Raw genomic sequence first — 25,019 nt, forward strand, 5'->3', positions numbered from 1 at the left:
CGTATAAGCGATGTGTGGTCTGACCGGGGCTGCGAGACGGGCAAAAGCGCTCTACACTGTTCAGCCGGTGGATGACCAGGAGGGCTCGTCGGTGGGATTGGGAATGTTGGAGTGGTATAGCGACGTCATGAGAGACATTTCGGCGGCTCATGAAATCGAAAATCTGGTGTCGATCCTGCACCGTGAGGCCATAGAGTGTGGCTTCGAACATGTTGGTCTGGCCTTGCAAGCGCCCACGCCTTTCACTCGGCGTAAGACGCTCATCATGGGCACCTATCCGCTTGAGTGGCAGGAGCGCTATGACGAGCAAAGTTATGGTGCGATTGATCCTGTGATTGAGCACAGCATGGCCAAAGCGGATGTCTTGAACTGGAGTGATGTTCAAGCCAGCTGCCACCGACGTTTCTTCGCCGAGGCCGCTCAGTTTGGCCTGGTTCATGGAATGACCTACAGTGCCTTGGCGACCAGCCGTGATACGCACGTCATCTCTTTTGCTCGAGGCCGTGGCCGGGTCAGTCAGATCGAGCAACTGGAGCTGGGGGTGAAGCTGCGTTGCCTGAGCGATGCCAGCCGCCAGGCGTTGGCGCGGTGGAACCTGTCGGCAGTCGAACGCTGCGTCCTTTCCGACAGGGAAGTGGAAATCCTCAGATGGACTGCAGACGGCAAATGCGTCAGTGATATCGCCCAGATCCTGTGCATCTCCGATAACACGGTGAATTTTCATATCAAGAAGATCGTCGGTAAGTTTGGATCGCCCAACAAGGCACACGCGGCCGCACACGCCGTGGCATTGAATCTGATCTGAACGCTCGCGCTACCAGAAGAGGTAGTTGTCGTTGATCGCTCGGTCATGGGGTAATTGCGTGCTTTCAAACTTCGGGTGATGCAGATGGAGATTCTGGCGGGCAGCGCGAGTGAACTGGGCGACAGTGTCTACCAATCGCTTATACGTTTTCGCTACGAGGTTTTCATCCGTAAATTGCGATGGCGCCTTCCCTTGGATCAGCAGACGGCCCGCGTAGAGACCGATCAGTTCGATACTCCTCATGCGCGCTACATCGTTGGTCTGGAGGACGGACAGGTCGTGAGTTGCGCTCGATTATTGCCCACGCTCAAACCTTATCTACTGGGAGAGGTTTTTGCGTGGATCAGCGATGCTCCGTTGCCGGTCGATCCACATGTGTGGGAAGTATCGCGCTTCGCTGCTGCCAAACAGGCCGGTCCTGATGTTGGGGCTGCGCTCTTTCGCCATGCGCTGTTAGAAGCGGGTGCATCGGGGGCCAATACTGTCGTGGCGGTCACGACGGTGCAGTTGGAAAGATACTTTCGCAGGCACGGCATTTGGCATGAGCGTATGGGCCCGACGCATCGACACGAGAACGACACACTGGTTGCGCTGCGTTTTCAGGCGGGGCAGCAAGGTACCTTGCCGTGCCCACGACATAAGATGTCGGCTTGAACCAAGCCTCTCGCGCGTTCACCACGACCCCATCCCAGGCACCAGTGACACAGCGAACTGACTGGGTAGCTGCGCTTGACGGTTGGGGTAACGGATCTCGGGCAAAGATTTCTCGTCGATTTCTCGCAGATTTTCTTTGTACCATTTTTCTACTTTTAGCTCCCGATGCAGTTTCCAGAAAGATCCCGGCATCCTAGCTGATCCTTTGCCATCTAGCAGGTGTCACCGCCTTGAAGGATGACCCTCAGCACCCTGCTAGCAGAGCAAGAAGCGGTTAGAGCAGCCAAGGCAAATATCGATACGTGGAAGTGGTGTCGGTCAAATCAATGTAAAAGGGCAGCCAATGCCAGGTAATCGTTCCATTGATTTTCGAAAAGCCGTATCTATTTCCAATCCTCCACCTCACACCAAGAGCCGGATGCGAAACGCTAGGGAGCTTACAGAAAGGCTGGTGGCGATAGTCAGTGGCAGGATTTAGCCGTATGTCCAAACTTTATTCCAAAGATCGCTTTCGGTAGGTACGAAAAATCAATGACTTAAGCCGATTTTACGTACAAATTTTATTCAAAAGAGACAGTGGTATTTGTGAATTAGAACCTTCGCACGCCGCCGCTTTTCCTTCCCCCCGAGATTCCCTGAATACATGAACATCGCTGGCTTAGGTCCCTGAAAAGCACCGGTCCGGAGTGTTCTGCATCCGCGGTGATGGGCCTTAAGGGGCCTATCACCGCGCCGCGTTACTTAAGTAGGGATGTCGCGGAAAACGTCATGGCCCCTAGGCTTCTGAGTACTTTCGCGCAATCTGCCCATGGGCTTTTCGCTTTATCCACGCTCCGCCATCAAGCCATTCAACTTCCCATACGTAAAACCCTTGAGCGCCTGCGTATCCAGCTGTCCGCGCTCGATGAAAGAGCGGGCCAGCCCCTCCATCGCGCCGTACAGGAACTCCGCAATACTTGAGCCGGCGCTCAGGCGTCTAACGCCTAGGCGCTGCAGTTCTTCGGGCGCTGACAGCCCATCGCGGGCAAGCAGGTTCACCGGTAGTGTGGAGGTGTTGCACAGTGTGGAAATCTCGGCGGGTGTGACCATACCTGCGGCGAAAATGCCGTTGGCTCCTGCCTGTGCATAAAGCGCTGTACGCCGGATGATTTCATCCAGACGCTGGGAGGCGGGCACCAGGCTTTTCAGGTAGACGTCACTGCGTGCATTGATGAATAGGTTAACGCCGTGTTTGTTGGCGACTTCTCGGGCAACTTCGATTTTGCGCACAAGTACCTCCGGTGGTGCGGCACCGTCTTCGATGTTGATACCCACGGCACCTGAAGCGACAACTGCTTCGACAACCCTGGCAACGTGCTGGAGGTCGTCGGAGTAACCGGCCTCAATGTCTACGGTCAGGGGGACGTGCAGTATTCGCGTCATGGATTCAACGCTGGCCGCCAGCCGCGTCAGGGGAAGCTGATTGCCATCGGCGTAACCATGCGCCCAAGCCATGCCCGCACTGCTGGTGGCGATCGCGGCGGCACCCAATGACTCTACGACTTTTGCGCCGCCTGCATCGCTGACATTGGCTAGGATCAAAAGGCCATTCTTGTGCAACTCATGAAAAACATTGTCCAGTGGTTTCATAACACTTCCTGTCTGAAAGTTGCCATCTGTTGACCTTGGCAGGCAAGTGACTGGAAATACAAAGCCTGCCTTCGTATGGAATAGCTGCGTTGGGGCGTCAAGCCTCCACGGTAGGCGACCACCCCAGTATGCGCTTGGCTTTTTCGTTGCTGACGGTCGGGCTGTCCTGGGTGATATTGAAAACACCACTTTGCTCTGTTTGCAACGCCAGCAGTGCGGCGCGGGCAGCGGCTTGTACGTGCACAGGGCTGGTGCCTGTCGGCTCGTCAGTGCCAGTGTCGGGCCCGTATAACTGGCCATAGCGCAAGACGGTTCCGTTCAATGTCGGCTCGCTGAGCACTTGCTTTTCCAAGGCCGCCACACCCCCCACGCTTATGCCACGGCTGCCTTGTGCCTCCACGTCCAGAGGACATGTTTCGAGATAAGGGGTGTCGCCTGGACGGTAGGCCCAGGCGATGCTTTGAGCTATCAGACGGGTAGCGCCAGCAGCTCGAGCGGCGGCTACCAGATTACGCGTTCCTTCTGTACGGATACGTGCGTTGTTCTCGACCGCTTTTGCCATCAACTCAGGACTTAGGCCACGAGGCAGATCTGTCAGTTGATGAATAACAGCCCATGGCTGTATGCGGACCAGCTCTTCGTTTAAACGCTCGGCGTCATAGACATCGACCACTACTGCTATAGCACCTGTGGCCTCAATGTCCTTCACTTTTTCGGCGCGGCGGGTAGCGCCATACACGCTGTAGTCCGCAGCCACCAAGAGCTTGAGCAGGGCTCTGCCGATTACGCCGGATGCGCCGGCTACAAAAACTTTACGCGACATTGCACTCATCTCCTTGAGGTTTCATTGGGACGGAAGCAGGCCGGTGGCCAAGACTTCGCTCAAGCATCTTGGCCGCTGCGCTTGAATCCCCCAGGGGCCAAAAAACATAAAACAGACCATGACAAGAGTGCTGTGTCAGAACCGCTTTCTTGTCGTGTTCGAGTTGTTAAATCTTGCCCCTTGGGCTCACATTGAAGTGCGTGCACGACGCGCGAACATAGCATTGAACATACGCTGACCGTAGAGGCCGACGGCCAGGCCGAGTACGATCAACACCACCGCCAGTACTTTGCTCACCGGCACGCTTTCGTTGAACACCATTACCGAGCCGAGCATGCCGAAGATAGGCACCAGCAGAGACAGCGGCGCCACTGTGGAAACCGGATAGGTTTTGAGCAGCGAGTTCCAGATCCAGTAAGCGAACAGCGTGTTGGGATAGACCTGAAACAGGATCGACAACACGGCAGTCGTATTCACCTGACTGACAAACGCGGTGTAGCCGGCGCTGCCGTTCACCGCGTAATCGAGGGCGAACAGCGGAATCGGTGCAAACGCGCTGGACCAGACCAGAAAGCCGAAAACATCCTTGGTGCTGGCCTTCTTGTTGATGATGTTGGCAACGCTCCAGGATGCCGCGCCCATCAGCACCAGTAACACGCCGGTGAGGCTCACCGAACCGTCACTGATCTTGATGATGCACAACAGCCCCGCGAGGGCGATCAACATGCCCAGCACCTGGAAGCGGGTCAGCGCTTCCTTGAACACCCAACCGCCGAGCAGGATGGTGAAGAACGCGCTGAACTGAAGCACCAAGGACGCGATGCCCGCCGACAGCCCTGCCTTGATACCTAGGTTGACCACGCCCCACAGACCAATGCCGAACACCAGGCCATAGCCGATGATGTAGCGCCACGGCACGTCGGGTTTACGGATGAAGAAAATCGCCGGTAATGCACAGAGACTGAAGCGTATACCCGCCAGGATGAGCGGATCGACGGTGGCCAGTCCGAGTTTGATCACCGAGAAATTCACACCCCAGATTGCCGTTATCAATACAGCCAACACTACGTGCAGTGGTTTCATGGATTATTTGCCTTGGTGAAGGTGGTCGTCCGCGACGCGGCAGCCCAGCGGGATGATGTTCTTGCCACCGGCTTCCCGCTGTTTCACGCCATCCGTTAACTGACGATCGCGAGAAGTTTATTAGGGTTGAACGTTATGTGGACGTCAGTTCCAGGTAGGTCCAGTACAGCAGGGCAACTGCGCTGATGGCGGCACCCAAACTACAAACGGCGACCCAGCCAAAGTGTGCATATGTATAAGTCGCAGCGATGGCACCCAGACCACTGCCTACCGAGTAGAAACACATGTAGGCACCCACCAGTCGGCTTTGCGCATCGGGGCGTGCGGCAAAGATCAGACTCTGATTGGTGACATGGACGGCTTGCACGGCGAAATCCAGTAACACCACACCCACCACCATGGCGAGTAATGAGTGTTCAACGAACGCCGTCGGCAGCCAGGACAAGGTCAACAGTGCCAGCGCGATGCCCGTGGTGCGATTGCCGAGCCCTTGGTCGGCGAGCCGTCCGGCCCGTGCCGCTGCCAGCGCACCGGCCACACCGGCGAGTCCGAACAAACCAATCTGGGTGTGTGACAGCGACAACGGCGGTGCGCTGAGCGGCAGTACCATCGACGTCCACAACACACTGAATGCGGCGAAGATCAGCAGGGCGAAGGTGCCCCGGACACGCAATGTGCGTTCGGTCAGGTACAACTGGAACACCGATCGCAGCAATTGCCAGTAGCTGCCTTTCGCCGGTGGCGTGGTGGAGGCAGGCATGGCGCGCATCAGCACCAGTGCCATGCCGATCATCAGGGCGGCCGAGACAAAATAAACGCCGCGCCAGCCGGCCAGATCAGCCACTGCACCGGAGACGAAGCGGGCCAGCAGAATTCCCAGCACCACGCCACTGGTCACGGTGCCGACGGCTTCGCCACGTTGCTCGGGACTCGCCAGCGAAGCGGCGTAGGCAACCACCACCTGCACCACGACTGCCATCAGGCCAACGAGCACCATCGAGCCGAGCAACATGCCCCAATCCTGCGACAGACCCACTGCGCACAGGGCCAGAGCTGACAGCAGCATTTGTGTAAGGATAAGTTTCTTGCGATTGAGCAAATCACCCAGCGGAACGATGAACAACAATCCGACGGCATAACCTGCTTGTGTCGCGGTCACTACGACACCAATCGTGCCCGGCGAAACCGACAGGCTGGCAGCCATCGATTCCAGCAAAGGCTGGGCGAAGTAGACGTTTGCGACCGCCATGGCGCAGGTAATTGCAAAAAGAAAAGTTTGATAGCGACTAAGCTTGGGGGTGTCCCGGGGTTGGGGAGCTTGCGTGTACCCACCGCTCGATTTTTCGGCTTCGATTTCCATCTTTACCGGGGCACGAGACTTGAACGGCATCGCTCCATCCTTGGAATATGTGGTTGCAAAAGAAAACCTTGTGTGAACTTTTAACAAGCGAGGTTGTTAAATGCAACCACATGTGTAAAACATTTTCGTCTGACGTTAGAACTTTTTACATTTCCTGCTACCTCGCCTCTAGGAGCCCCATGGCCAAACAGCAATTATTGGCGCAGAGCGAATGCCCTGTCGCCCGCACGCTTGAAGCAATCGGAGATCGCTGGGTTTTAATGATCATCCGCGACGCGTTCGACGACGTTCGCCGCTTCAGTGAATTTCAGAAACGTCTTGGTCTCGCCAAGAACATCCTCACGGTCAAGCTCAAAATGCTCGTGGAGTTGGGCGTATTCAACATTCAGCCGGCCTCCGACGGCAGTGCTTACAAAGAATATGTGCTGACTGATATGGGCCGCGCGGTGTTCCCCATCGTCGTCAGCATGCGCCAGTGGGGGGAGCGCTACTTGTTCAACGCAGGGGAGAGCTACTCGGTGCTGCTCGACAATGAATTGTCGGAGCCAGTAGAAACCATCGCCGTACGTTCCAAGGCGGGCAAGGTGCTGACTCCGGCCGATTGTCATCGTCGGGTCGTCAAGCGCTGGGGTTGACGCGAGTCGATAGCAACCGATCGCTGATCAAGTTGCTCTGTGATGATGTTGGCGGTTACAAAGCCAGCTTCGAACTGACGTTACCGAAACCGCAAGCCCTTCATAACGATTCCCTGACCACAAGCGGGCAATCTACCGGCTGGGCGCCCGAGACTTCGAGGCCATCGATCAAGTACCGGGCGGCATTGCGACCGATCTCGTAATACGGCAGTTGCACGGTGGTCAGCGCGGGGATGAACAGTTCGGAGATGCCGATCATATTGTCATAGCCCAGCACGGCGACATCACCGGGGATTTTCAGGCCACGGCCCAGCAGCAGTTGGTAGGCACAAAAGGCTATGCGGTCATTGCCGCAGATCAGAATATCGAACTGCGGACGGCCTTCAATCATGTGCCGTTCGAGGATGGCTGCGGTTTCCCCATAGGCGTCATGCTCGGAGAGGTCGTATTGCAAGAGTTCGCCGGTAGCCAGGCCGAATGCATGGCAGGCCCGCTGCATACCCGCCTGGCGAATTTTCCAGGCCAGGCTCTTTTTTGGCAGATTGATAAACAACGGACGTCGGTAGCCCTGGCTGAACGCATGGTGCAAGGCGCGGTACTGCCCTGTTTCGTCGTCCGGCACATAACTGACGAGGCTGCTGTCATCGGCTACGCAGTTGGCGAGCACCAGCGGTTTGCTTTTCAAGCGCTGGGGAATAGTCACTTCGCGCAACCCCATAGCGCTGAAGATCAACCCGTCAGGTCGGTGGGACAGCATCAGGTCGACGTTCTGGTCGGTGGGCGGGTTGCTTAGCAGGTTGAGGATAAATACGTTCCAGCCTGCCTGCTGTGCGGTCTGCTCGATGGACAGCAGCAGCTCTACCGCAAACGGCGTTGTCGCGGTGTCCAGCGCAAACACTCCGATGGTTCGTGTCTGCAAGTTGTCGCCGCGAATCCTGCGCGCTGACAGGCTGGGTACGAATTGAAGCTCGTCAATCGCGCTACGGACTCGCTGATACGTCTCGGGGCTCAGTTTTTCCGGATTATTAAGCGCCCGGGATACCGTCATCAGGGACACACCGGCCAATCGTGCAACGTCTTTAACTGAGGTCATGCAAGGCGGGGCCTGTCAGGTTGACTGATAATTATCATGCTACAGAGGCCTGATTTTTTTCGCGACTTCAATGATTTACCTGTAAGCATCCCGAAGAGAGTTCCCAGGCATTGGCAATGCACACCCGGCCTCCGGTTCCGTTGGCAATAAGCTTTACCCCCAGGCTGTCGGTCTGTGGATAAAGGCGACTACTGAAGCTGAAGCTGCCGTTTTGGTCAAACACTTCAATGGACGAGCGATCCAGGAAGACTCGCAGCTCAAGCCGGTCCTGTTGTGGGTGTATTGCTACGCTGCGTTGACCGCTGACGTGGGTGCCCGACTGATCGCGGTCCAGTATCAAACGTTTTAGCGACGCATCGTAGTAAAGCAGAGTTTGCTCCTTGCCATCTGAACTGCAACGCAACGCCACTCCCAGGTGACCTTCGGTGCAGTCGAGCAGGTCCAGGTGCACGTGGATTTCGAGCAGATCGCCGTGTACGTCAGTCAGCCACTGAGTGCCCGCTTCGCTCCACCAGGGAGTGCCAGGCAATGGCGTGTTGCGCAGCGCTGTCAGTTCGCGTGCGGGGTACACGCAAAGGCGATCGTCGCGCAGTTCGAGTTCGCGTGGCAGGCCGAGCATTCCGCGCCAGTGATGGGTTGCTGTGGGGGTCGGGCTTTCCCACATATCGAGCCACGCCCACACCAGACGTCTGCCATCGGCAGCCACGAGGGTCTGCGCAGCATAAAAGTCATGGCCGTTATCCAGTTCGATAAAAGGCCCGCCGTTGAACTGCCATTGGCTGTCGATTTGGCCCACTCGGTAGCCGGTATGAAACTTGTTCAGTCGCTCGTAGCCCTGGGCTGGCATGCCTTGGGGGGAGTAAAGCAGTACATCGCGTCCATCAAGGCGAAACAGGTCAGGGCACTCCCACATATAACCATCGCCTTCGTTGCCGCTGGATACATAGCTCACGAATTCCCACGCGTGCAGGTCCACAGACCGATACAACGGCAGCAACGGCCTGTCGCCCAGACGCGCACCGGCAATCAGGTACCAGTGGTCATCCTGCTGCCAGACCTTCGGATCACGGAAATGAATGATCGTGTCTTGCGGCGGGCTGTCGATGACGGCGCCGTGTTTGACGAAGTTGATGCCGTCGAGACTAGTGGCCAGGCACTGCACCTGACGGATCAAAAGCTCGTCGCCTACCTCACCCAGCCAGGTGTGCCCGGTGTAGATCAGTGCCAGGGTGTCGCCACACACCACTGCGCTGCCGGAAAAACAACCGTCCCGGTCGCAGTCATCGCCCGGTGCCAACGCAATGGGCAGGTGCTGCCAATGGACCAGATCGGCACTCTTTGCATGGCCCCAGTACATTGGTCCCCATTTCGCATCGAAGGGGTGGTGCTGATAAAACACATGGTATTCGCCGCGAAAGTACACCACCCCGTTAGGGTCGTTCATCCAGCCCGCAGGCGGGGCCAGGTGGTAACCGGGTCGATAGTCGTGGATTACCTGCGCCAGGCTATCCCTCAATGCATGGTGCGCGCGCTCAAGGGCGGTGGATATTGGACCGTTCATGGCATTCACAGAAAAACTCATAGGGAACCCGCTTGTACGAAGTGCGGCGTGGTGTCGTGTGTCAGGTGTTGGTCGGCGTCAGAGTGGCGTTTCAAGGCCAGGCCATCGGCGTCGAACACGTGCAGATTTTCGGTATCGAACTGCAGCGCGACCCGGTCGTCCACCTGCCATCCGGCTTTTGCCTCGCAACGGCAGATCAAGGGTTCGTTCTCGTCTGTAGCGAGATGCACGTAGACCTCGCTACCCAGGTATTCGACACTGGTCACGGTGACGCCAGTGCCACTGTTCGCTGCACTTAGAGATATGTGTTCCGGACGGACACCCAGGGTCAATTGCGCGTCGTCGGCCAGGTTCGAGCTGTCGAAGGGCAGGGATGTCATGCCCAGTGCCGGGATATCGATCAGGCTGTTGCGGCTTGGTGCGTGCAAGCGGACTGGCAGAAAATTCATTCTTGGCGAGCCCAGAAAACCGGCGACGAAGAGGCTGGCGGGGCGCTCATAGAGTTCGCGTGGTGAGCCAACCTGTTCGACCTGACCGCCGTTGAGCACGACAATCTTGTCAGCCAGGGTCATGGCCTCTACCTGATCGTGAGTGACGTAGATCATGGTCGAGCCCAGCCGTTTGTGGAGCCGGGCGATTTCGTTGCGCATCTGCACCCGCAACGAGGCATCGAGGTTGGAGAGTGGTTCATCGAACAACAAAATGTCCGGTTCCCGCGCCATGGCTCTGCCCATTGCAACACGCTGGCGCTGCCCACCGGACAGCTCCCTGGGCTTGCGTTGCAGCAGTTTTTCCAGTTGCAGGATCTGTGCGGTTTTCAGTACGCGTTCGCGCAGGCTGCCTTTTTCAGTCTTGGCCAGCTTGAGACCGAAACTGATGTTGTCGTAGACGCTCATGTGCGGGTACAGAGCGTAAGACTGAAAGACCATGCCGACGCCACGCTCGCGCGGTTCCAGGTCATTGACCCGGCGTCCGTCGATCAGCAGGTCGCCACCACAGATCGAATCAAGCCCGGCGATCAAGCGCAGCAGCGTCGACTTTCCGCAGCCCGAAGGGCCAACGAACACAACGAACTCACCCGCAGCGATTTCCAGGCTGACATCGCGCAGAATGCGCGTGCCGCCCAATTGCTTGTTGATGTTGGCTAGCTTCAATTTCATCACGATGCTGTTCCTTGTCAGTTGTGTGCATCAACCTTTCAACGCGCCGGCAGTGAGGCCGGAAACGATGCGGCGCTGGAAGATCAGCACCAGAATCACCAGTGGGACGGTCACCAGCACCGACGCCGCCATCAACAGGCCCCAGGGCAATTCGTGGGAGCTGCCGCCCGAAATCAGGGCGATGGCGACCGGGACCGTTCGTTGCGCGTCTGTCAGGGTGAAGGTCAGGGCAAACAGGAACTCGTTCCACGCGGCAATAAAAGCCAGCAGGCCGGTCGTGACCAGTGCGGGCCACAGCAGCGGCAACAGCACGCGGGTCAGCGTGACCCAGGGCGATGCGCCGTCCATGATTGCCGCTTCTTCCAGCTCATGCGGCAGTTGCCCCATGAACGTGGTCAGCACCCAGACGGTGAAGGGCAGGGTAAAAATCGTGTAGCTCAGGATCAGTGCCCATGAGGTGTTATAGAGACCCAGTGCGCGGATCACTTCAAACAGCCCCGAGAGCACCGCGACCTGAGGAAACATCGAGACGCCGAGCACCATCATCAGCACCGTGCCGCGGCCTCGGAACTTGACCCTGCCCAGGGCGTAGGACGCCGTCAGGCCCAGGAACAGCGCCAGCGCTACCACACTCAGCGCAACCACCAGCGAGTTGGCGATGGCCTGCAGGAATGACGCCTGACCGAGGACCGCTGCGTAATTGGAGAAGTCGGCTTCGGTGATCCAGTAGCTCACTTCAAACAAGGCACTGGACGGCTTCAGCGATGTCACGATGGCATAGTAGAAAGGGAATATGGCGTAGAGCAGCAAGATCCCGATCAGGCACCAGAAACCCACACGTAGCAGGGCTTTCTTCAGTTGGCGCAGGTTCATGAACGCACCTCCAGTTGGCGACGGCCGAGGTACAGATAAAGCATGGCAATCACTGCCACGACCAGAAACAGCAGGGTCGAGGCGGCGCTGCCGTAGCCGACGTCCTGGAACTCCACCAGGTGTTGGCGGGCATAGACCGACATGCTCATGGTGCTCGAGGAATTGGAGGTCAGCACATAGATGACGTCGAACACCCGCAGTGAGTCGAGGATGCGAAAGATCGCCGCGACCAACAAGGCGGGCATCAGCAACGGCAAGGTGACTCGCCAGAACACCCGCACCGGATGAATGCCGTCGACCCTGGCGGCTTCGTAGCAATCGCTTGGCAGCATCTGCAGTGCCGCGAGCATAAGCAGGGTGACAAAGGGCACGGTCTTCCAGACGTCGACGATGATCACTGCCCACATCGACAGGTCCGCATCTGCCGTCCAGGCCAGCGGCGCGTCGATCAGGCCCAGGCTCAGCATCATGTGGTTGATGATGCCGAACTGGTCATTGAGCATCCATGACCAGATCTTCGCCGAGACGATGGTCGGAATCGCCCAAGGGATCAGAATCAACGCACGGACCAGCGCGCGGCCGGTGAACTTGACGTTCAACAGCAACGCCACCATCAGTCCCAGGACCATTTCCAGCCCGACCGACACCACGGTGAAGTGCAGGGTGTTGCGCACCGCGTTCCACCATTGCGGATCGACCAGCACGCCTGACCAGAGGGTGCCGTCGTAGAGCAGATAATTGCTCAGGCCCACGAATGAGCCACTGCCGGTATCCGACAGATCGGCATCGGTCAGGCTGAACCAGAATGTGCGCAGCAACGGCCAGGCCGCCACCAGGACCAGGCACACCAGCATCGGCGTCAGAAACAGCCAGGCGGCGCGTAGCCTGCGACGTTGTACAGGCGTTTCCCGGGTGACGAGTTCGTCGTCACCGGGAAAGTCGATAGAAGAGGACGGCATGTTGATCTCCTTACGTGTGGCTTACCAGTTCCGGCGTTTGATGCGGGTCAGTTCGCGTTCCAGTTCGACCAGTGCCTGATCGACCGGAATATCGCCCGCCAGCACGCTATGCACCCGATCGAAGAATGCGTTGGAGACGCGTGGGTAGCCGTTGGCCGTGATCGCGGCGGGGCGCATGACCCCATTGCTGAGGATGCCGTGCAACTGGGTGTAGTAAGGCATCGCCGCGAGCAACTCGGGGTCGGTATAAAGTGACTCGATAACCGGGTTGTAAGCGCCTGCCAGGGCACGCTGTTTTTGCTGCTGGGCGCTGGTCAGGTAGGCAACCAGTTCTGCCGCCAGTTTGGGGTTGCGGCTGTAGCGCGAAACCGCCAGGCCCCAGCCTCCGAGCGTTGAAGCGTGGGTGCCGTTTGCGCCGCCACTGGGCAGGGGCGCGACGCCGACCTTGTCTTTTATCGCGCTGTCCTTGCTTTGCACCAAGGCCCAGACGTAAGGCCAGTTGCGCATGAACAGCGCATTTCCCGACTGGAATACGCCACGGCCTTCTTCCTCGGTGTAGTTAAGTACGCCGGGCGGGGAGATCTCGCCGATCCAGCTTTTTGCCAGGGTCAGCGCGACTCGTGAGGCCTGGCTGTTGACCACGATGTCTCCGCGCGGGTTGACCAGTCCGCCGTCCGGCTGGCTGCTGATCCATTCCAGGGCGTTGCACGTCAGGCCTTCATAGGCGCGCCCCTGGAACACGTAGCCCCACATAGTGGCATTCCCCGCATCGCGTTCGGCTTTTTGCACTTTTTTGGCGGTAGCGGTCATGTCCTCCCAGGTCTGGGGGACCGGCTGTTGGTACTTGTCGAGCAGATCCTTGCGGTAATACAGCAGCCCCGAGTCGGTAAACCAGGGCATCGACACCAGCCGGCCGTCGACGGTGGCGTTGTCCACCTGTGCCTGGAAATAGCCTTGTGTCGCATTTGCCGGAAGCAGTTCGCGCAGATCCGTCAGGTGTTTGGCGAGCATCCCCGGCCACACCATGTCGATTTGAATGATGTCGATGTCGGTGGACTGGGCGCTGAGGATCTGCTGGTAGAACGACAGGCGCTCGGTTGCCGAGTTAGGCGTGGAAACCACCTGAACGTTGTTGCCGGTCTGTTTTGACCAGCTATCGACTGCCTCCTTGCACAGTTGCAATTCAGCGCCGACGGCCCCGCACGAGATCGTCAGATCGGCTGCGTTCGACAGCGCAGAAAACCCGGCAGACAGGGTGAGCAGCGCGGCGGGAAGAAGAGATTTCAGCTGTTTCATAGAGCCCTCTTTATTTTTGTTTTTATAAAAGTTAACGTTAACATCGTCAATGTAACAGCGTATTTTCGATGTAGCACCCTTTTTTCTCCGATTTGCACAATTTTGTGCTGAAGGAAAAGGGCTCGGCCAACGTCACGAAAACAATAAAAACAAAACAGGAAGTCCACATGCAGAACGCATCAAGATGGCTACTCGCAGGGGTACTCGGCACCTCGACAACCGTCTCTCAGGCCGCGACTCTGGAAGAGCGGATGGCTGCATTTGAAGCTCGTGCCAGCGCTGCTGAACGGCGTGCCGCCGCAGCCGAACAGCAAACTCAGGCACTTGCCAGGGAACTGCAGCAAATCAAACTCGCCAACCCCGCTTTGCAGCCTGCCGCCCCGGCTGTGGCGTCCAGTCCAGCACCCGCCCTGGATGATCGCGTGGCAAAACTCGAAGCCCGCCAGCAAAGCATGGACAAGCCAGGCAGTGCCGGACACCTCACCGACGGGTTCAGCTTCAAGGGCTACGCTCGCTCCGGTCTGTTGATCAACGACGGTTTGGGCGGCGGTCGCGGTGGGCCTTATACGACCCCGGCCGGTTCAGTCGGTGGAGCGGTCGGGCGCCTGGGTAACGAAGACGACACCTACATGCGCTTCGATCTGTCGAAAGAAATCTACGCGCAGAACGGCACGCGTTCCAAATTCACGGTCTCCATCGCCGATGGCGTTGAGAGCTATAACGACTGGACAGCCGAAGAAAGCAGCCTGAACGTGCGTCAGGTATTTACCGAACTCGACCATATCGCCGCCTTCAAGGGGAATTCGGTGTTCGAGAACGCCACACTGTGGGCCGGCAAGCGATTCGACAGGGATAACTTCGATATCCACTGGCTGGACTCGGACGTGGTCTTCCTGGCCGGTACCGGTGGCGGTATCTACGATGTGCAGATGACCAAGGACTGGCGATCGAACTATTCCCTGATTGGACGTAACTACGGAGATTTCAGTGAGGGCGGCGTCGATGCCGATGTGGAAAGCTACATCCTGACCTCCAACCAATTCTTCGACAATGGTCAGTGGCAGTGGATGTTCAACGCCATTGGCGCAAAGAAAAACGACGTCGGCACGCGCACCAATCAAGCGGGTTTTGCGCCCGCAGATTCAGGCCTGCACACCATGTTGGCCAATCACCAGAAAGACTTTTTCGGCAGGGAAGGCTTCTTCAAGACGGCGTTGCTCTATGGGCAGGGCCTGGGGGCTCAGGTCAAGGACATTGGCGCGGATGGCGAACTGATCGACGACGCCCGCGCGGTGCGTCTGGCGATGTATGGCGAGACGCCTATTGCGCCGGGGTGGCGCATCGGTCCCAGCTTGCTGGCCGAGCAGAGCAAAGACCGCTACGTCAAAGGCGACGATTACCGCTGGCTCACGCTGAACATGCGCCTGGCCAACGAGATCAACAGTAACTTCGAGATGGCCTACGAGCTGAGTTGGCAAACCATGGACCTTGACCCCAAAGGCTACCTGCAACGCAATGCAGTCGACGGCAACTTCTGGAAATTCACGGTTGCGCCGACCTTCAAGCCGGACATGGGTGACCTGCTAACGCGTCCCGAATTGCGAGTGTTCGCAAGCCTCATGAACTGGTCTTCGGACCTGGACCGCTACAGCACAACCGGCAACTTCGGCAAAACCGACTTCAACTCCGGTGGTGTCTGGCAATTTGGCATTCAGATGGAAACCTGGTTCTAGTGCGGTAGTTCAGAAGTGCCAGTGAACAGTCAGGCTCAGTGCGATGCTGCGTGAGTGTCATGAGAAATTACCCTTCTACCTATCGAGTGGTTCCTTCAACCGCGCTTCATCATGAAAATAAAAAACAGCCCTCCCAACAATGCCGTCGCAATACCTATAGGCAGATCCTCTGGCGCGATAAGCGTGCGGGAGACGACATCCACCCAGATCATCAATAAAGCACCCAGAAGCGTGGCGACGGGCAACAGTCGTCGATGTTCCGAGCCCACCAGACGTCTGGCGATGTGCGGCACCATCAGGCCGACGAAACCTATGGAGCCGCACAGCGCAACCAGCACGCCGGTCATCAGTGAGGCGATCAGGAAAACCAGCAGGCGCACGTTGCGTACTTGCAGACCAAGGCTTGTGGCGGTCTGATCGCCGCCCATCAATGCGTTCAGGGAACGACCCAGCCCTTGCAAAAGAACCCAGCCAGACAGAACCGTGATCAGTGGCACAACGAGCAGCTCCCAGCGCGCCAGCCCCAGGCCGCCGAGCATCCAGAACAGCACTGAGGAGCTGGCGCGGTGATCGCCCAGAAACAACGACAGGTTAGCGATCGCCATCATTACAAAGGACACGGCCACGCCGCCGAGCAGCAGGCGTTGGCTGTCCAGTCGGCCTTTGTGGCTGGCCAGCCACAGCACCAGGCACAGGCTGACCAGCGAGCCGACAAACGCAGCCAGTGGCAATGTCAGCGTGCCAAGCACTTCTCCTACATGCATGACCACGATAACCGCGCCAAGTGTCGCGCCCGAGGTCGCGCCCAGCAGGTGAGGGTCTGCCAGCGGGTTGCGCGTCGCGGCTTGCAGGACGCTGCCGATCAGAGCCAGTCCCGCGCCTGCCAGTACGCCCAGTAACACGCGGGGCGTGCGTATCAGCCAGACGATGGTTTCCTGTCCCGCGGTCCAGAGAGGTGGGTTTTCGCTGGCGCCGAACAGCTTGAACATCAGGATATCCATCACCCGGTTCAACGGCACAGGGGCCGCGCCGAAGGTGATGCACACCAGACATGACATCAGCAGCACGAGCGTCAGAGTGATCAGCAAACCCGTGTAACGGCGAGGGTGCTCGGTCAGCCACTGCGCCAGGGTCATCGCGTCACGTCATGAAATGCTGCTGCAAGCGTCTCGATGGCCGCGACGTTGTCGATGCCTGGCGTCACCGCCACGTAGGGCAGCACGACATAGCGTCGGTTGCGGATCGCGTCGATGGATTGCAGCGCCGGGTTGCTTTCAAGGAAGTGCTGTTTCTGCGCGGCGCTGACTTCGCCGTAGTCGACGATCACGATAACCTCGGGGTTGCTTTGCACAACCGATTCCCAGTTGACGTGGGTCCAGCTGGCCGCGACGTCGCCCATGACATTCTGCCCGCCCGCGGCGCTGATCAGTGCCTGGGGTATGGCCAGACGCCCGGCGGTCATGGGCCGGTCTTCACCGCTGTCATACAGGAAAACCCTGGGCGACGATTTGCCTGCCACGCTTGCCTGAACCTCGCTCACGCTGCGGCGCATTTGCGCAACCAGCGCCTCTGCGCGCGCCTGCACGTCGAATATCCGGCCCAGGTTCAGCAAGTCGTTGTAGACATCCGCAAGTGTGGCTTCAGCGCGCGGCATTATCTGCGCGCAGGACTCGGTCAGTTCATAGGCCTGAATACCCAATGGGGCCAGGCTCTGCGGCGTGACGTCGCCACCCACCCGCATGCCATAGTTCCAGCCGGCAAAATAGAAGTCGGCGTTGGCATTGAGCAGTGTTTCCAGAGAGGGGTATTTGCTGGCCAGCTCGGGCAGGTTGCCAAGGTCGCGCAGCAGGGCCTGATCAGGTTTGTTCCAGCCGGTGATACCGCTGTAGCCGACCATGTGTGATTGCAAACCCAGGGCAACCATCATTTTGGTGAGGTTTACATCGTTGCTGACTGCACGCTGCGGCGCAGCCGTGAAGGTCACCGAGCGGTCGCAGCTTTGCACGGTGACGGGGTAGGCGCTGGGTTGCGCTTGCACCATCGGGCTGCACAACAAGGTAATCAAAGCCAGGCGGGTGAGCAGGGCGTTCATTTCAGGGTATCCAGGTAATGCGCGGGTAATCACGCAGAGGGTGGCTGTCGACCAGCGCCTTGGCGCCGAATACGTGGAGCAGCATTTCCGGGGTCAGCACTTCCTGGGGCGTGCCTTGCGCAATGAGCCTGCCGTGATGAATGACACACAGGCGATCACAGAATGCCGCCGCCAGGTTCAGGTCATGGATACTGGCCAGCGTCGCCACGCCGAGCTGCTTGACCAGTCCCAGCAGTTCCAGTTGATGGCGCGGGTCCAGGTGATTGGTCGGCTCGTCCAGCACCATCAACCGAGGTTCTTGCACCAGTGCCCGCGCCAGCAGGCAACGCTGTTTCTCGCCGCCGGACAATGTGTCGAACCGATGCTGTTCATAGCCCGCCAGCCCTACGGCGTTCAAAGCGCTCTGCACAATCGCGCGGTCGTGGGCGCTGTCCGCAGCGAAGAAGCCCTGATGAGGCGCGCGGCCCATGCTCGTCACGTCCAGCAGCGTCAGGCCGAATGCATCGGGGAATTCCTGAGCGACCACTGCGACGTGCCGGGCGCACCAGCGCGGGCTGCGGGACCAGATATCGTGAGCGTTGATCGCGACCTTGCCGCTGTGCGGACGGCTATAGCGGAATGCGCAACGCAGCAGGCTGGTCTTGCCGCTGCCATTGGGACCGATCAGGCCGACAAACTCGCCGGCAGCGATCTGCAGGTCGATATCTTTCAGGGCGAAGTGTTCGTGCGCGCAGACCGACGCCTGTTCCGGCGCCCACGCGATACGCTCTAGCGCAAGCATCAGAAACTCAGGTCCGCAGTCACGTACAGCGAGCGGGGTTCACCCAGAATCCATTGCTGGCCTTCGTTGTACTGACTCGCTGCGTATTGCCGATCAAACAGATTGCGCGCCTGCAAGCCGAGCGTGGTATTGCGCAGTGCTTTCCATGACAGGCTGGCGTCCGCCACGGTGTAGGCGGGCAGTTCGCGGGTGTTGGCGATATCGGCGTATCGGCTGTCGACGTAGCGCAGCCCGGCGCCGATCTGTACAGCGCTGCCGAGCTGTTTGTCGAGCCACAGGTTGGCCGTGCGCTTTGGCACATCGACGGGTGTATTGCCGTCACGCGAGACGGCCACGCCCGATACGCTCTGATCAAATTGGTCATAGCGCGCACGAACGAAGGCCGCGTTGGCGGTCAGGGCCCAGTCCTGCGGCAGTTGCAGCTTCATGCTGGCCTCAAGTCCATCGGAAGACTGCTGGCCTACCTGTTGGGTGAGGTCAGGATTGCCGGCATCGGTAGTGAGCAGCTTTTTCTTGACGATATGGTAAGCCGCCAGCGTCCACTCCAGGCGCTGGTCCCACAGTGACTGTTTGAAACCCACCTCCGATTGCCTGGCGGTGGCCAGGTCGAATTGTTGCTGTGTGGGGTTGAGAGAGACAAGGCTGCCAACGCCATCGGTGCTGGTCGAGTATTGAGCGTAGGCAGAGCTGTCCGGCGTCAGCGCGTAAACCAGTCCGATTTTCCAGTTGTTGCCGATCAGGTCCTTTTCTGTGCGGCTGTCGTCACGCAGGGCGTTGCGTTCGATATCCACGTAGTCACGGCGCACGCCTGTGATCACCGAGAGTTGGTCGCTCAGCTGCGTGCGGTTTTCCCCGAAGACCGATAGTTGTCGGGTCGTGCTTTTGAACAGCTCCGAATAGGGCGACGCACTCTGAAAATTGCCCGGTGCCGGATGTTCGATATCAATGGGGTCTCCCGCGGGATTCACATCGTTGTAGGGCGAATTGTTGGTCAGCTTGAAACGGATACGGTTGACGTCCATTCCCAGCACACTCTGGCTATCCAGCCCGCCCAGGCTGTGTTTGAAGGTGAACGTCTGCCGATCTCCCACCTGCTCCTGATTGTGCTTGATGCTGAAATAGCCGCTGCGCGACAGCTGCTGAGTAGCAGCGTCCCAGTTGTAGTTTTCGGCGTTCTGCCAGCGTCGGTGCGAGGTCAGGTAGTAAAGCTCGTTGGATGAGGTGAGCCGGTCGGAGATCTGCCAGTCGGTGGTCAGCCGCGTCCATTGGTCGTCGTAATGTTGCTTGTCGTTCTCGATGTTGTAGTTCTTGTCTCGCAAGCCTTCGTGATAACGGCCATCGATCATCGGCACGCCGAAGTAGTTCATCGGGCGCTGATTGCCGCCGTCATGGGCGAGGGTGAACGTCAGGTCTTCGCTGGCCTGCCAGCGCAGGGCACCACTGAAGAACGTGCTTTGCGAGTCGCCGTCATCGATCCAGCCGTTGCTGCGCAGCTGATTGAGGTTCAAACGGTAACTCAATTGATCGGTTAACGAGCCGCCGCTGTCCAGCGCGGTCTGCTGGCTATCGTACGAACCGTAGCCAAGGCGCAGGTGGTTTTCGATATCGCCTTCAAAAGGTTTCTTGGGAATGACATTGATCACTGCCCCGGTAGCGCCTTCGCCATAGAGCACGGAGGCCGGGCCGCGCAGCACTTCAATGCGGTCGATTGCCCAGGTATCCACCGGCATGGTGACGGTGCCCATGGCGCTGTACATGCGGCTGCCGTCATACAATTGCATCACCGAGCCCTGACCTGTGAAACCACGCGCGGACAACGCCGTGCCTCCGTCGCCGGGTGTACCGATCGCCGTGATACCGGGGCTGCGGGCCACAGCCTGCTGCACATTTTCGTCACCGCGACTGCGCACCTCGTCCCCATTCAGCGAGCTGGTGCTGGCCGGGGTCTGCAAGGCCGTCAATGACAGGCGAGAACCGGCATGGGTAACTGAATCGAGATGCTCTCCATCTTGCGACTGGGCCGTAGCCTTAATCATGGACGGGGCAAGCTCGACCTGTTCGGAAGCGTTTGCGTAACCTGCGCTGCTGGCCAGCAGGCAGAGGGTTGTGACTACACGGCGGGACTGGAAAAGAGGGCTGATCATGGATTGAAGGGTCGCTTTGGAGGACTGCGCTTGATGATTTGTTAGTGTTATAACATAACATTTTGGCGGCGATATACACGTCTGTTTTTCTCCAAGGATGTGAGAAGACCTACGCTTATCACTGGTTAATCAAGAAAAAACGAGCGCAGTCGCTCGAAGTCAGGATTTTCTTTGCTGAGTAAGAAAAACCTGGACGCGTAGACTGACAAAGGATTTTCCCATGCATCTGGCTGGATATGCCCGGCATCAGGAATCGCTAAAGCTCGCGGGCTTCCCTCTGCATCGACCGGCAAGGGTTCAGCCTGTCACGAGGATTGAGCAAACCGGCGAAACCCTGGCCGTGCCTCCAGGCGTTTCGCTCGATCCGGAGGATCTGCCGGGTCATTTACTGTCTCCAAAAACCGCCGCGAGCATTGCGTATATTCAGTGCAGGAAGAGGTGTTTGATTACATCGAAAAAATCACGAACGCCGTGCTCGCTGAGCAGCATGCGGCAAAGAAATATGCTGGGATTACGGATCAATAACGACTCAATAAATCGCCCAGCACCCTGGCGTCAGCAGCTCGACGAGATTTTCATCGGGGTCGCGGAAGTAAATGCTTGATCCGCCCCGGGGCCATTCAGTCCGGCCTTCGATGGCCACTTTGGCCTGAGCAAGGCGATCAGACCATGGTTGCATCTGGTCGGCGTTGATAGCGAAGCACACATGAATTCGCCCTTGCGCATCATGAGGCGGTATTTCTCCGCCGCTCAGATACTGCGTCTGCAGTGAAGCTCCGCATTTGAACAGCAGCAAGGTACTTACACCGCCCACATTGAATGCCACCAATGTCGGGCTTTCAAACATGACATCCAGTTCAAGGGTGTCGGAATAAAAGTCCCTGGCCTTGGCGAGGTTCTCTACATAGAGCGCCGTTTCGATAATTTTGTTGAGTCGTAGCATGTGGTGTCATCCCTTCCGTTTTGCGACAAGTCTTCCCTGATCAACGGCTTCTCGTTGATCAAGGGCGTGTGGCAAGTTTTACCGGGAGGCCGACGGGCTGACCAATGCTCGGTTCTTATGTGCGTTATAAGCCTGAACTATTAAAGGACACCGAAGTGGGCCTGCGGGGCATTTCTATGCCCGCCTTGTCACCACCAGCTCCACCGCTGCAATGCGGTCCACGTCTTCGTAACCCTCTTCAAGCAACTCTTCGCCAAACACATCCGGGTCCAGTTCGCGATAGGTCCATGCCAGCGCCGCATGATCGATATCGTCGCGTACGGCCTCGAAGAACGGGTCGTGCTCGCCCACCATGGCCACGCCGGTATAGAGCACCAACGAGCCGCCCGGGGTAAGGCGATCCAGTGATTCACGCAGGATGCGCACTGACAGGTCCGCGCCCAATGCGTCACCACCGTGGCGGTAGGCGCGGCGTTTGGCGTCTTTCATGTACGGCGGGTTGGCAACGATGAGGTCGAAGTTGCCCGTCAGACCCGAGAGGATGTCGCTGTGGCAGCATTGCATGTTTTCCAGCCCGGCCACCCTGGCGTTGGTCTGAGCGAAATGCAGGGCCTTGGGGTTGATGTCGACGGCGTAGACCTGCGCCTGCGGGCGCGCAACTGCGATCAGCAGGGCACCAGCGCCGGTGCCACAGCCGATGTCGACAGCACGGCTGATCGAGTGTGAAGTGCCTTGCAGATGACGATTGATGGAGTGCGCAAAGCGATAGGTATCCGGACCGAAAAACACCGAGTCTTCATCGCCGGTAGGAAACGCGGAATGCACCAGCAACAAGTCATTCAGGCTTGAAAATCTCACCCGGCTCTTCAAGCCGTCTTCGCTGCGTTGAAGAATACCGGCTTCCAAAAGCCCTTGAGCCTCTGCAACCGGAAGCATGGATTCCGGTATCGTACGGCTCCAGCCGAAGACATCCCGCAGTGACGCGGCAATGCGGTTTTCCGAGCGTTGATTGACGTATTGATGAGTCAACGGCGTGGGCGTGATGAAACGATAGCCACTGGTTTTGAGGCGCTGGGCGAGCGCAATCAGCGCGGCGCTGTCGGGCAGTGAATGAGTCATGGGCGGGCTCCTGTCACTCGCTCGGCCATGCTGCTGACAAACAGGCGAGTGGCATGCAGCCCGGCGGCTGTCGCGTGCCTTGCCGGGGACATGCTTTCGATCAACGTGGACATCTTCTCGGACGCTGCTGCCGACTCGAGTTTCATGTGCAGCTCGCGCACATCCGGGTCAGCATCCGCCGATGCAGGCACGGCAAGAACCGGCGATGGCTGAGCGCCGCCTTGCAGATTGCGGAAACGGGATCGAAATGCTTCCGGCAGCCGCTTGCCGACAGGCTGCTGAGCGCTGCCATCCGACAGCCATTCGCCGGCGATCCAGTCGTGCACCAATTGCTTTTCGTAGCCATTGAACACGCCGAACATCGGTGCACCGACCCCTTCGAACAATTTCCAGAAGCGGCTATTGAGAGGGTCTTCGTGACGCTTGATCCAGCCCCTGTTTTGCAGCACGGCAAGAAACTCCGGGATCTGGTCGGGCTCGGCAAGCCACTCGTTGACCGTCTTGCCGTCCAGACGGCAATAGTCGGAATGCATGTGCTGACCAAAGGTCCGCTTGCGCTCCAGCATGGCGATCACTTCCTGCTCCAGATCGAACGACTGGATGACCTGGGTAGAGCCCATGCCCAACTCGTTCAGCCTGTAGCCATTGGCAACACGGCGATAAAATTCGTCGCGTTCCTGGCCCACAGGCAACAGCTCAAGAACGCTCTGCGCAGCCTTGCGTGCGTGGCCGGTGCTGGCGTTATCGATCGTCACATGCAGCGTGAAGTAATAAGGGTCGATGCCCAGTTCATTCAGTTCGAACGATGTGATGAGCAAATGCAGCGGCAGCTGTTCATAGCCCAGGTTGTAACCAATCACCTCGGGAAGGTACTGCTCGCTCAGTTGCCCCAATGACAGCTGAATGGCGCCTTGCAGATAGGCGTCATCTGCCAGTGGGGCGCTGGTGTCGCAGTCCAGGTCGGCCAGCAACTTGCGATAAAGGGAGACATGATTCTGCGCCTGTTCGCCGTCGCCCAGTTCTTCCAGGTAAGTACGAATCAGACCGTGAAAACGGTAGTCTGCCCAATGCGGCAGCAAGCCATACAGCCATGCGCCGTCAACCAGCTTGGTCGGCGCGACCTGCTGAATGAAATACATCGCGTGAGCCTTGGTCTTGAAAAATCGCCTGGGCTGCCCGGCGCGACGTTGTTCAAGGTAGAGCGCATAGTGATCGGCTACGCCCCCTACGTTCTGCTCCATCCAGTGTTCCAGCGCTTCAGGCTGAGCCGGAAGGTCGCAGTTTTCCCGCTCGGCCTGGGCCAGGCAGTGATTCAGAAACATGACCGCATCGTGTTGATATTCTGGAGCACGTTCACTCATCCATGATTGATAGACGGTTTTTGAACAGGCTTCTTCAACGACGGTTTTGACGACGGCATTGCCAGTCATCACTTGAAGAGACGTCATGAAAATCGTACCTCGGCAGTTGAAAATCACGATTGACGCGGTCACGCGAGACTTTCTGTTTTCTATGCAGCGTAGATAAGTGAGTATCGTGATACGGGGAAATTCAGCGTATTTTGCCGAGGGCCGATAGGTGGCAGATGTGGTTATTCCATGAGCACGAATGCCTCGCGGAAAAAATGTATTCTCGTTCTGTGTGCACATCAGGAACAGGCGATCATGGACAACTCACATGGCGTACAGAACCTTGTCTGGCAAACCAGCCAAGTGTCCTCGACAGACCGTGAGCAGCATTTGAAGCAAACGCCGAAAACAGTCTGGCTGACCGGATTCAGCGGCTCCGGAAAGTCCACCATAGCGTTTGCACTGGAGCGAGCGTTGATGGACCTTGGCAGGCTTGCGTATACCCTGGATGGCGACAACGTACGTCAGGGTTTGTGCCGGGATCTGGGGTTTGCTGCGGCAGACCGTTCGGAGAACATCAGGCGCATCGCTGAAGTCGCCCGGTTGATGAATGACGCAGGCCTGATCGTTATCTCGTCGTTCATTTCGCCCTATGAGGCCGACCGGGAAGCCGCTCGCTCGATCATTGGTCACGAACGCTTCATCGAAGTGTTTATCAGCACACCGCTTGAAACCTGCATTCAGCGTGACCCTAAAGGGCTTTATCGCCGGGCGTTGGCAGGCGAGTTGAAAGACTTTACCGGCATCAGCGCCCCTTACGAACCGCCTGCTGGCGCCGCCCTTTGTCTTGATACCAGTCAATTATCAATGGATGACTGTCTTGAGCGAGTTTTACGACTGCTCAGTCTGAATACATAAGCTGGCTGG

22 protein-coding genes are annotated in these 25,019 nt (G+C 58.1%); 5 read left to right on the plus strand and 17 right to left on the minus strand.

Annotation, left to right across the window (positions count from 1 at the left end; translation table 11 throughout):
• Positions 1–10 precede the first annotated feature (10 nt).
• A complete protein-coding gene (locus RYC18_RS08425; RefSeq protein WP_316885153.1) occupies positions 11–805 on the plus strand; it encodes an autoinducer binding domain-containing protein in 795 nt (264 codons plus the stop codon).
• Between the two features lie 84 nt (positions 806–889).
• Positions 890–1,459 carry an acyl-homoserine-lactone synthase gene (locus tag RYC18_RS08430; RefSeq protein WP_316885155.1) on the plus strand — a complete coding sequence of 190 codons (570 nt, stop codon included), beginning with the start codon at positions 890–892 and terminating at the stop codon, positions 1,457–1,459.
• Between the two features lie 822 nt (positions 1,460–2,281).
• Here RYC18_RS08430 and RYC18_RS08435 read toward each other — a convergent pair.
• The 4 genes from RYC18_RS08435 to RYC18_RS08450 form a co-directional block, all read right to left on the minus strand.
• On the minus strand, positions 2,282–3,088 hold the full coding sequence (locus RYC18_RS08435; protein ID WP_316885157.1) for an isocitrate lyase/phosphoenolpyruvate mutase family protein: 807 nt from the start codon (positions 3,086–3,088) through the stop codon (positions 2,282–2,284).
• A gap of 97 nt (positions 3,089–3,185) precedes the next feature.
• Positions 3,186–3,911, minus strand: coding sequence for an NAD(P)-dependent oxidoreductase (locus RYC18_RS08440; protein WP_316885159.1), 726 nt, complete (start codon positions 3,909–3,911; stop codon positions 3,186–3,188).
• Positions 3,912–4,097: 186 nt separating this feature from the next.
• Complete coding sequence (locus RYC18_RS08445; RefSeq protein ID WP_010199635.1) at positions 4,098–4,994, minus strand: EamA family transporter; 897 nt, start codon at positions 4,992–4,994, stop codon at positions 4,098–4,100.
• A 133-nt stretch (positions 4,995–5,127) separates the two neighbouring features.
• Positions 5,128–6,384, minus strand: a complete 1,257-nt coding sequence (locus tag RYC18_RS08450; protein ID WP_046832882.1) for an MFS transporter — start codon at positions 6,382–6,384, stop codon at positions 5,128–5,130.
• Positions 6,385–6,533: 149 nt separating this feature from the next.
• Here RYC18_RS08450 and RYC18_RS08455 point away from each other — a divergent pair, with 149 nt between their 5' ends.
• Complete coding sequence (locus tag RYC18_RS08455; RefSeq protein ID WP_005744937.1) at positions 6,534–6,989, plus strand: winged helix-turn-helix transcriptional regulator; 456 nt, start codon at positions 6,534–6,536, stop codon at positions 6,987–6,989.
• A gap of 100 nt (positions 6,990–7,089) precedes the next feature.
• On the opposite strand, the gene RYC18_RS08460 is transcribed toward RYC18_RS08455, so the two are convergent.
• The 6 genes from RYC18_RS08460 to RYC18_RS08485 form a co-directional block, all read right to left on the minus strand.
• Entirely contained in the window at positions 7,090–8,082 is a 993-nt protein-coding gene (locus RYC18_RS08460; RefSeq protein ID WP_316885167.1) for a LacI family DNA-binding transcriptional regulator, read from the minus strand.
• A gap of 67 nt (positions 8,083–8,149) precedes the next feature.
• The gene (locus tag RYC18_RS08465; RefSeq protein ID WP_316885169.1) at positions 8,150–9,664 is read right to left on the minus strand and encodes a glycoside hydrolase family 32 protein; all 1,515 of its coding nucleotides are present in this window, start codon (positions 9,662–9,664) and stop codon (positions 8,150–8,152) included.
• Positions 9,661–10,806: a sn-glycerol-3-phosphate ABC transporter ATP-binding protein UgpC gene (locus tag RYC18_RS08470; protein WP_316885171.1), complete on the minus strand. Its 1,146-nt coding sequence runs from the start codon at positions 10,804–10,806 to the stop codon at positions 9,661–9,663. The genes RYC18_RS08465 and RYC18_RS08470 overlap by 4 nt, the downstream gene beginning before the upstream one ends.
• A 27-nt stretch (positions 10,807–10,833) precedes the next feature.
• Complete coding sequence (locus tag RYC18_RS08475) at positions 10,834–11,676, minus strand: carbohydrate ABC transporter permease (RefSeq protein ID WP_004666631.1); 843 nt, start codon at positions 11,674–11,676, stop codon at positions 10,834–10,836.
• Positions 11,673–12,635, minus strand: a complete 963-nt coding sequence (locus tag RYC18_RS08480) for a sugar ABC transporter permease (RefSeq protein WP_316885175.1) — start codon at positions 12,633–12,635, stop codon at positions 11,673–11,675. The genes RYC18_RS08475 and RYC18_RS08480 overlap by 4 nt, the downstream gene beginning before the upstream one ends.
• Positions 12,636–12,656: 21 nt before the next feature.
• The gene (locus RYC18_RS08485) at positions 12,657–13,931 is read right to left on the minus strand and encodes an ABC transporter substrate-binding protein (RefSeq protein ID WP_316885177.1); all 1,275 of its coding nucleotides are present in this window, start codon (positions 13,929–13,931) and stop codon (positions 12,657–12,659) included.
• Between the two features lie 167 nt (positions 13,932–14,098).
• Here RYC18_RS08485 and RYC18_RS08490 point away from each other — a divergent pair, with 167 nt between their 5' ends.
• On the plus strand, positions 14,099–15,664 hold the full coding sequence (locus RYC18_RS08490; protein WP_316885179.1) for a carbohydrate porin: 1,566 nt from the start codon (positions 14,099–14,101) through the stop codon (positions 15,662–15,664).
• 95 nt (positions 15,665–15,759) lie between these two features.
• Here RYC18_RS08490 and RYC18_RS08495 read toward each other — a convergent pair whose 3' ends face one another.
• From RYC18_RS08495 to RYC18_RS08525, 7 genes are all read right to left on the minus strand, one after another.
• Positions 15,760–16,800, minus strand: coding sequence for a FecCD family ABC transporter permease (locus RYC18_RS08495; RefSeq protein ID WP_004667166.1), 1,041 nt, complete (start codon positions 16,798–16,800; stop codon positions 15,760–15,762).
• Positions 16,797–17,756, minus strand: coding sequence for an ABC transporter substrate-binding protein (locus tag RYC18_RS08500; protein ID WP_316885181.1), 960 nt, complete (start codon positions 17,754–17,756; stop codon positions 16,797–16,799). Before RYC18_RS08500 ends, RYC18_RS08495 begins: the two co-directional genes overlap by 4 nt.
• Before the next feature lies 1 nt (position 17,757).
• Positions 17,758–18,537, minus strand: coding sequence for an ABC transporter ATP-binding protein (locus tag RYC18_RS08505; protein ID WP_316885183.1), 780 nt, complete (start codon positions 18,535–18,537; stop codon positions 17,758–17,760).
• On the minus strand, positions 18,537–20,681 hold the full coding sequence (locus RYC18_RS08510) for a TonB-dependent receptor (RefSeq protein WP_316885185.1): 2,145 nt from the start codon (positions 20,679–20,681) through the stop codon (positions 18,537–18,539). The genes RYC18_RS08505 and RYC18_RS08510 overlap by 1 nt, the downstream gene beginning before the upstream one ends.
• A 529-nt stretch (positions 20,682–21,210) precedes the next feature.
• Complete coding sequence (locus RYC18_RS08515) at positions 21,211–21,624, minus strand: VOC family protein (RefSeq protein ID WP_057404171.1); 414 nt, start codon at positions 21,622–21,624, stop codon at positions 21,211–21,213.
• A 174-nt stretch (positions 21,625–21,798) separates the two neighbouring features.
• The gene (locus RYC18_RS08520) at positions 21,799–22,743 is read right to left on the minus strand and encodes a class I SAM-dependent methyltransferase (protein ID WP_316885189.1); all 945 of its coding nucleotides are present in this window, start codon (positions 22,741–22,743) and stop codon (positions 21,799–21,801) included.
• Positions 22,740–24,191, minus strand: a complete 1,452-nt coding sequence (locus RYC18_RS08525; protein ID WP_029241028.1) for an iron-containing redox enzyme family protein — start codon at positions 24,189–24,191, stop codon at positions 22,740–22,742. The genes RYC18_RS08520 and RYC18_RS08525 overlap by 4 nt, the downstream gene beginning before the upstream one ends.
• A 216-nt stretch (positions 24,192–24,407) precedes the next feature.
• On the opposite strand from RYC18_RS08525, the gene cysC reads away from it, so the two are divergent.
• Entirely contained in the window at positions 24,408–25,010 is a 603-nt protein-coding gene (gene cysC / locus RYC18_RS08530) for an adenylyl-sulfate kinase (RefSeq protein ID WP_016982183.1), read from the plus strand.
• Positions 25,011–25,019 lie beyond the last annotated feature (9 nt).

Source organism: Pseudomonas syringae group sp. 247E2 (genome assembly GCF_032587795.1).
GTDB lineage: Bacteria > Pseudomonadota > Gammaproteobacteria > Pseudomonadales > Pseudomonadaceae > Aquipseudomonas > Aquipseudomonas amygdali.

Excerpts from the sequence above, each read along its gene's own strand:
- RYC18_RS08425 (WP_316885153.1), top strand. The coding sequence starts at position 11 with ATGTGTGGTCTGACCGGGGCTGCGAGACGGGCAAAAGCGCTCTACACT.
- RYC18_RS08430 (WP_316885155.1), top strand. The coding sequence starts at position 890 with ATGGAGATTCTGGCGGGCAGCGCGAGTGAACTGGGCGACAGTGTCTAC.
- RYC18_RS08435 (WP_316885157.1), bottom strand. The coding sequence starts at position 3,088 with ATGAAACCACTGGACAATGTTTTTCATGAGTTGCACAAGAATGGCCTT.
- RYC18_RS08440 (WP_316885159.1), bottom strand. The coding sequence starts at position 3,911 with ATGTCGCGTAAAGTTTTTGTAGCCGGCGCATCCGGCGTAATCGGCAGA.
- RYC18_RS08445 (WP_010199635.1), bottom strand. The coding sequence starts at position 4,994 with ATGAAACCACTGCACGTAGTGTTGGCTGTATTGATAACGGCAATCTGG.
- RYC18_RS08450 (WP_046832882.1), bottom strand. The coding sequence starts at position 6,384 with ATGCCGTTCAAGTCTCGTGCCCCGGTAAAGATGGAAATCGAAGCCGAA.
- RYC18_RS08455 (WP_005744937.1), top strand. The coding sequence starts at position 6,534 with ATGGCCAAACAGCAATTATTGGCGCAGAGCGAATGCCCTGTCGCCCGC.
- RYC18_RS08460 (WP_316885167.1), bottom strand. The coding sequence starts at position 8,082 with ATGACCTCAGTTAAAGACGTTGCACGATTGGCCGGTGTGTCCCTGATG.
- RYC18_RS08465 (WP_316885169.1), bottom strand. The coding sequence starts at position 9,664 with ATGAGTTTTTCTGTGAATGCCATGAACGGTCCAATATCCACCGCCCTT.
- RYC18_RS08475 (WP_004666631.1), bottom strand. The coding sequence starts at position 11,676 with ATGAACCTGCGCCAACTGAAGAAAGCCCTGCTACGTGTGGGTTTCTGG.
- RYC18_RS08480 (WP_316885175.1), bottom strand. The coding sequence starts at position 12,635 with ATGCCGTCCTCTTCTATCGACTTTCCCGGTGACGACGAACTCGTCACC.
- RYC18_RS08485 (WP_316885177.1), bottom strand. The coding sequence starts at position 13,931 with ATGAAACAGCTGAAATCTCTTCTTCCCGCCGCGCTGCTCACCCTGTCT.
- RYC18_RS08490 (WP_316885179.1), top strand. The coding sequence starts at position 14,099 with ATGCAGAACGCATCAAGATGGCTACTCGCAGGGGTACTCGGCACCTCG.
- RYC18_RS08495 (WP_004667166.1), bottom strand. The coding sequence starts at position 16,800 with ATGACCCTGGCGCAGTGGCTGACCGAGCACCCTCGCCGTTACACGGGT.
- RYC18_RS08500 (WP_316885181.1), bottom strand. The coding sequence starts at position 17,756 with ATGAACGCCCTGCTCACCCGCCTGGCTTTGATTACCTTGTTGTGCAGC.
- RYC18_RS08505 (WP_316885183.1), bottom strand. The coding sequence starts at position 18,537 with ATGCTTGCGCTAGAGCGTATCGCGTGGGCGCCGGAACAGGCGTCGGTC.
- RYC18_RS08510 (WP_316885185.1), bottom strand. The coding sequence starts at position 20,681 with ATGATCAGCCCTCTTTTCCAGTCCCGCCGTGTAGTCACAACCCTCTGC.
- RYC18_RS08515 (WP_057404171.1), bottom strand. The coding sequence starts at position 21,624 with ATGCTACGACTCAACAAAATTATCGAAACGGCGCTCTATGTAGAGAAC.
- RYC18_RS08520 (WP_316885189.1), bottom strand. The coding sequence starts at position 22,743 with ATGACTCATTCACTGCCCGACAGCGCCGCGCTGATTGCGCTCGCCCAG.
- RYC18_RS08525 (WP_029241028.1), bottom strand. The coding sequence starts at position 24,191 with ATGACGTCTCTTCAAGTGATGACTGGCAATGCCGTCGTCAAAACCGTC.
- cysC (WP_016982183.1), top strand. The coding sequence starts at position 24,408 with ATGGACAACTCACATGGCGTACAGAACCTTGTCTGGCAAACCAGCCAA.